At 40.0% G+C, this 6411-nt stretch carries 7 protein-coding genes; 6 read left to right on the top strand and 1 reads right to left on the bottom strand.

Annotation, left to right across the window (positions count from 1 at the left end; genetic code table 11):
• The 6 genes from FFM57_RS09955 to FFM57_RS03275 all read left to right on the top strand — a co-directional run.
• The coding region (locus tag FFM57_RS09955) for a transposase (protein ID WP_246023373.1) at positions 1 to 536 on the top strand (536 nt) is incomplete at its 5' end.
• A gap of 147 nt (positions 537 to 683) precedes the next feature.
• A complete protein-coding gene (gene der, locus FFM57_RS03295; protein WP_137599089.1) occupies positions 684 to 1991 on the top strand; it encodes a ribosome biogenesis GTPase Der in 1308 nt (435 codons plus the stop codon).
• Between the two features lie 230 nt (positions 1992 to 2221).
• Positions 2222 to 2497, top strand: a complete 276-nt coding sequence (hbs, locus tag FFM57_RS03290; protein ID WP_137599088.1) for a non-specific DNA-binding protein Hbs — start codon at positions 2222 to 2224, stop codon at positions 2495 to 2497.
• Between the two features lie 185 nt (positions 2498 to 2682).
• Entirely contained in the window at positions 2683 to 3696 is a 1014-nt protein-coding gene (locus FFM57_RS03285) for a hypothetical protein (protein ID WP_137599087.1), read from the top strand.
• Positions 3686 to 4936 carry a tetratricopeptide repeat protein gene (locus FFM57_RS03280; protein ID WP_137599086.1) on the top strand — a complete coding sequence of 417 codons (1251 nt, stop codon included), beginning with the start codon at positions 3686 to 3688 and terminating at the stop codon, positions 4934 to 4936. Before FFM57_RS03285 ends, FFM57_RS03280 begins: the two co-directional genes overlap by 11 nt.
• Before the next feature lie 11 nt (positions 4937 to 4947).
• Positions 4948 to 5493, top strand: coding sequence for a YpiB family protein (locus FFM57_RS03275; RefSeq protein WP_137599085.1), 546 nt, complete (start codon positions 4948 to 4950; stop codon positions 5491 to 5493).
• 22 nt (positions 5494 to 5515) lie between these two features.
• Here FFM57_RS03275 and FFM57_RS03270 read toward each other — a convergent pair whose 3' ends face one another.
• The gene (locus FFM57_RS03270; protein ID WP_137599084.1) at positions 5516 to 6406 is read right to left on the bottom strand and encodes a YitT family protein; all 891 of its coding nucleotides are present in this window, start codon (positions 6404 to 6406) and stop codon (positions 5516 to 5518) included.
• Positions 6407 to 6411: the final 5 nt, after the last annotated feature.

The following is a 6411-nucleotide window of genomic DNA, read 5'->3' as shown; positions in this document are numbered from 1 at the left end:
AATATATTAGTCGCTATATGAAGCGAGGACCCATTGCTTTGAATCGTATCATCATGTACGATGGAGACCAAGTCATGTTTCACTATAAGGATAAAAGAACGAATAGAACTGAAACAAAAACGATGACAGCTGAAGAATTTATCGGCGCCATGACGCGTCAAATTCAAAATCATCATTTTCGGACAATTCGTCGTTATGGTATTTATAGTCGAAGACTAAAAAATTTAATGAAAACTATTCTTCAAGCGTATCAAAGCCAAGTGAAAAAGATGATTATCGCTGTGAAGAATGCTTTAAAGCCTAAAAAATGGGCTGAAAGATTAACCGAAGAATTTGGAGAAAATCCGCTGGAATGTTCCAAATGTGGCGAAAAGGAGGATATTCCAAAATCAGTGGTGGATTTGCTTGATGGCACAGACTTGGAATATGAACCAAACCAACCACCGCAATTTAGCTGTGAAAAATGTGGTGGCGAAATGTATCCGGAATATTACCGGAATGGTTTGGGAAAAGAATTCCGATTCAGCGAGCAATAAAACAGCATGCGCAAATATCAAAGAAGCCCTCGGATAATTATCCGAGGGTTTTCTTATTTTGCATAATTCAAAGGTAGTGGCTATTGCTTTTTTCAAGAAAAGTCGCTAAACTTAACAAGATGTAAAATAATCTTAAGGAGGAAGCCCATGGCAAATCCAACTATCGCGATTGTGGGCCGGCCTAACGTCGGGAAATCTACAATCTTTAATCGTATTGCTGGGGAACGTATTTCTATTGTGGAAGATACTCCTGGCGTTACTCGTGACCGTATTTATGCAACCGGTGAATGGTTAGGCAAAGAGTTTAGCTTAATTGACACTGGCGGAATTGAAATGTCTGATGAACCTTTTATGGACCAAATTAAACACCAAGCTGAAATCGCCATTGAAGAAGCTGACGTGATTATTATGATTGTTAGTGTGAAAGAAGGAATTACTGATGCCGATGAAATGGTAGCGAAAATGCTCTACCGTTCCCATAAGCCTGTAATTCTGGCCGTTAACAAGGTAGATAATCCTGAAACCCGTAATGACATTTATGAATTTTACGCCTTAGGTTTAGGTGATCCTTATCCAATTTCTGGGAGTCACGGTATCGGGATTGGCGACTTACTAGATGCTTGTGTGAGTCATTTTAAGGAAGAAGACTTTGTAGAAGAAGAAGGCTTGATTAAATTTAGTTTTATCGGTCGTCCTAATGTGGGGAAATCTTCTTTAACTAATGCATTATTGGGAGAAAATCGCGTTATTGTTTCTGATATTGCCGGCACAACCCGCGATGCCATTGATACGCGTTTTGAAGCAGAAGGTCAGAAATTTTTAATGATTGACACCGCCGGGATTCGCAAGCGGGGAAAAGTCTACGAAAACACGGAAAAATATTCTGTGATGCGAGCTTTGCGGGCGATCGAACGCTCCGATGTGGTCTTAATGGTGATTAACGCTGAAGAAGGCATTATCGAGCAAGATAAAAAAGTCGCCGGTTACGCCCATGAAGCCGGTAAAGGGGTCATCATCGTGGTGAACAAGTGGGACACTTTGGAAAAAGATAACCACACCATGAAAGAATTTGAAGAAAAAATTCGCAATGAATTTTTATATCTAAGTTATGCCCCAATTATTTTTGTTTCAGCTAAAACCAAACAACGTTTGCACTTATTGCCAGCTTTAATTGAACAAGTTTCCATGAATCAAAATTTGCGTATTTCTTCTAGCGTCTTAAATGAAATCATTATGGATGCTGTCGCTATTAACCCGACTCCAACGGATAAAGGAAAACGCTTGAAAATTTTTTACGCGACGCAAGTTGCCGTCAAGCCACCAACTTTTGTGGTGTTTGTTAACGAAGAAGAGTTGATGCATTTCTCTTACGAACGTTTCTTGGAAAATCAAATTCGGAAAACTTTTGATTTTGAAGGCACACCGATTCGTATGATTACGCGGCGCCGTAAATAAAGCTAGGTATTTTAGCAAAAACAAAGCGAGTTGACAACTGAAAACCACTTTTAAGCTTCTTTTGGTTAAATTTGCTACAAAATACACCAAAAACTAGTAAAACCCTTGCCATTAAAGCTTTCCTATGCTATCGTGATAACAGAATATTGGTAACAATATTTGAGATTGGCTGGACCACTCAGACAATCTGTACCACTCAATCCACAACTCTAACGGAGGTGAAACATTTCATGGCAAACAAAGCTGAATTAATCGAAAACGTTGCTTCTGCTGCAAACTTAACTAAAAAAGATGCAACTGCTGCTGTTGACGCTGTTTTCTCTAGCATCCAAAAAGCTTTAGCTGATGGAGAAAAAGTTCAATTAATCGGATTCGGGAACTTCGAAGTTCGTGAACGTGCTGCTCGTAAAGGTCGCAACCCACAAACTGGTGAAGAAATCGAAATCCCAGCAAGCAAAGTACCTGCATTTAAACCAGGGAAAGCGCTCAAAGACGCTGTTAAATAATTTTGACGGTAAACCCCTTGTGGCTCTATGGCTACGAGGGGCTCTTTTTGTCTTAATGAAAGAGTAGCGTCAATGTGTAACCATGAATTGTTTTTCTTACAAGTTGTTTTTATTTTTCTGGGTAGTTTTTCAACAGATAAATCCCACCTTTCATGCTAGAATATAAGAGACTAGGAGGTGGATAGATGCGTTTAACTTGGCAAAAAGAGACGACTATTTATTACGGCGAACCTTACTTTCAGGTGATGGCTCAGCAAGAATTTTCAGCACCAGTCATAATTATTACTACCAATACTCTTTACGAGCTTTACTTAAATGTGATGCCAGCACGCATCTTACAAGAGGTCTCTTGGTATGTCCTGCCAGCGACAAGCTCCCATGCTACTTTTCAGCAGTTAGAGGAGCTTTTAGGATTTGTGACGGAAAAGGAATATCCAGAAGTTATTCTTTTAGGATTTGGCCCCAACAGTATTTTACAATTAACAATGAGTCTAGCTAAAATGCTGGCTAGCTGTCAGGAACTGTGGTTGTTTCCTCAAGACCAAGAGGGGTTCTTACAAAGTTGCATTGGGGAGAGTCGTTTAACTTATGGGACTCACTTTCAAGTTACACGGCTAATGAAAAAACCGCAGCTAATTTACTTTGAAGAGGGAATTGCTACGACAAAAGAGCTACACCTAAGGCAACGCCAAAAAGATTTACTAACACTAGTAAGCTTAGGCTTTTTATCAGATAATACTCTGCTTAAAGATTTATTCCAAAACTATCCTACGCAACAACGCTTAAGCCAAATTGCCCCCTTGTCTTTTGTCAGTGAAGAGTTGGCTATTTTAAAAACACAGCCTAATTCTGTGAAACAATTGCGAGAAACGTTGGCCCAAATTCGCTATGCTTTTTTCTTACAAAAGAATTTGAGCGCTAATGAGGAAGGCACAGTCTTATTGTTTTATCTTTATTTAGCGCAACAGTTTGCTGGATATCAAATTAAATTAGTACATTTACAAAAATGGTGGCAACAACTGGGCATTTTTCCTGTATCTTTTGCCAAAGAAGAATGGTGGGAGCTTGTCTCACGGTTGCCCCAAAGTTATTACTTATTGAATCAAGAAAGTAGCTTAGTAACGGTCGCACTTACACCTTCGACCTTATTGACTGCTGGTGAAAAATTTTTAAAAGGGAGTCCTGACCATGAGTTATAGTGAAGAAATGTTAGATGCGTTAGATAATCAAGATTTAGAAGCAGCAGGAAGTGCTTTAAAGCAGGCGTTGGCCCATGATCCAGTAGCCGTTTTGGAAGAATTGGGAGAAAATTTATATCATCTGGGCTTTACCCCTGAGGCGTTAGAAGTTTTTCAACATTTATTGCAACGAGATTCCGAAAATACTGATTACTTATTATTTCTAGGTGAACTGATGGCTGAAGAAAGTGAGTTTGATGCGGCCTTTAGTTACTTAGATCAAATTCCCCAAGATTCACCAGCCTACCCAGAAGCACTATTGGACATGGCGGATATTTATCAATTATTGGAATTACCTGAAGTAGCCGAGCAAAAACTTTTACAAGCGCGTACTTTATTACCCAACGAAGAAATAATTGACTTTGCTTTAGCCGAACTTTATTTTAGCTTAAACCGTTTCCAAGAAGCAGCGGCGCTTTACGGTGGTTTAGTGGAGGCGGGGAAAACAGAATTAGCCAGTGTTTCTTTATTAGAACGTCTAGGAATTAGTTTAGCGATGGCTGGAGAATTTGAAACAGCTGTGGCGCCTTTAACACAAGCTTTAGATCATGAAGAAACAGAGGACCGCCTATTTTATTTAGGATATACTTACCAACAACTCCATGAAGATGAGCGGGCGATTGCTTTATACCAACGCTTATTGGAATATAATCCTGAATACGCAACGGTTTACGTTCACTTAGGTCGCTTATTACAAGGACAAGAGCGTTTAGAAGAAGCCCGTAGTGTCTTAGAGCAAGGTTTACGTTACGCACCATTTCAAAGCGATTTGTTCTTAATGGCGGCAGAAAATGCTTATCGTTTACACGCAGAAGCCCGAGCTGAAGAAATTTTAAACCAAGCTTTGACGATTGGTGAGCAACAAGAAGAAGTTGTTTTAGCCTTAAGTAATCTTTACAGTCATCAAGAACGTTTCAGTGAGGTACAAAAATTGTATCAAGATTATCCAAGTGATTTGCCAGAAGCTTTATGGGATCAAGCGCGGGCGGCTAATGCTTTAGAAGACTACGATGAAGCTTTTAAACTTTACGCCTTAGCCTACGCTGGCTTAAAAGAAGAGCCTAGCTTCATGAAAGAATATGGTTTATTCTTACGGGAAGAAGGACGCATTAAAGAAGCGCGCCAATTACTAACCCATTACTTAGCTCATGAACCAGAGGATTTAGAGGTGCAATCAATTTTGGAGAGTCTCCAAGAGTAGGAGGTTGACTGATGGAGCCACGGATTCAAGAAAAGCAAGCTGCTTTACGCTGGTGTTTAGAACACTTACATTTTCAGCGACGGGAAATTTATTGGATTTTAAATTACTTGTTAACTCATCCTGCGATTTTAAAAAATGTCCACTTTGTTGAGCAGGCAGGAATCACCCAGCGCGGTTTGGTCATTCATGCAGAAACCACCACCGCACCCATGTACCTGACGGTGACTGGTCAAGAGTTTACCGATGCCGAGCAAATTTTTCACGAGATTCGTTTTCACTGGAATACGCCGCTTTATTTGGAAATTATTTTCGCTAAAACTTGGCAGACAGCTCCTTACGTTGGGGTATTGGAAGACAACCCGGAACATTCTTGGAATGGAACAGTGGATGAAAATTTAAAAAGTTTAGTAGATGATCGTTTAACAGCGTTGGAAGCAGCGTACACGAAAGAACAACTATGGGAAGAAATCGATGAAGCCTTGGAAAACGGAGATCAAGAAAAGTTTCAACAACTCTCTACCCAATTAAAAAGTTTAACAAAAAAATCTCTTGACTAAGGTCAGGAGATTTTTTTACGTATTAATGACTTTTTACTTTAGGTTTACGCAATAAGAAGCGCTGTGGTCTTTGGTAGGTAAACCCTTCGCCGATTGCTTCGTGTACGTTAATGATGGAAATAAAAGCTTTAGGGTCGATACTTTCAATGATACTTTTTACTTCAAAGAGTTCTGCCGGGGAAACGACGACGTATAAAATTTCTTTATCAGAGCGAGAATAGCCTCCTTGGCCGGCGAGAAAACTGACGCCGCGTTCTAGTTCTTTCATAATGACGGCGCCAATTTCTGAGTTGTGATCAGAAATCACCAAAATCCCCCGCGCCTTGTAAGCTCCATCTTGAACAAAATCCACAACGCTAGCAAAAACATAAGAAGCAATTAGGGTATACATCATGTGCTTTAAATCAATGTAGGTTAAAGATAAAATTAAAACTAAAACGTCAAAAGATAAAAGCGTGCGGCCCATACTCACGCCAAATTTTTGCTCTACAATCCGGGCGACAATATCCGCGCCCCCAGTAGTCCCCCCAACACGGTAAACAAAGCCAGAGCCCAGCCCGCCCATTAAACCGGCGAGTAGGGAAGCGATAAGTAAATCGTGATCGACATTTAAAACAAAATGAACTCGTTGCCAGACAAATAAGAAAAAAGAAAGGGCTAATGTTCCTAAAATAGTGTACCAGAAGCTACGTTTTCCTAAAATTTTTCCCCCGATTAAAATTAAGGGAATATTAATCACCACCGTGGAGATCGCTGGATCAATCTGAAAGAGACTCCGGAAAATTAAAGTAATCCCCGTCACGCCACCTTCAGCCAAGTCATTAGCCATATTAAAATACACCAAACCAAAGGCGTACATACACGTCCCTAGAAAAATAAAAAAAATATCTCGAAGCAAAACCTTTTGTCGCAAATCGC

The sequence above is a fragment of the Enterococcus nangangensis genome, assembly GCF_005405245.1.
GTDB lineage: Bacteria > Bacillota > Bacilli > Lactobacillales > Enterococcaceae > Enterococcus_J > Enterococcus_J nangangensis.
This window is presented reverse-complemented; position numbering and strand designations above follow the sequence as displayed.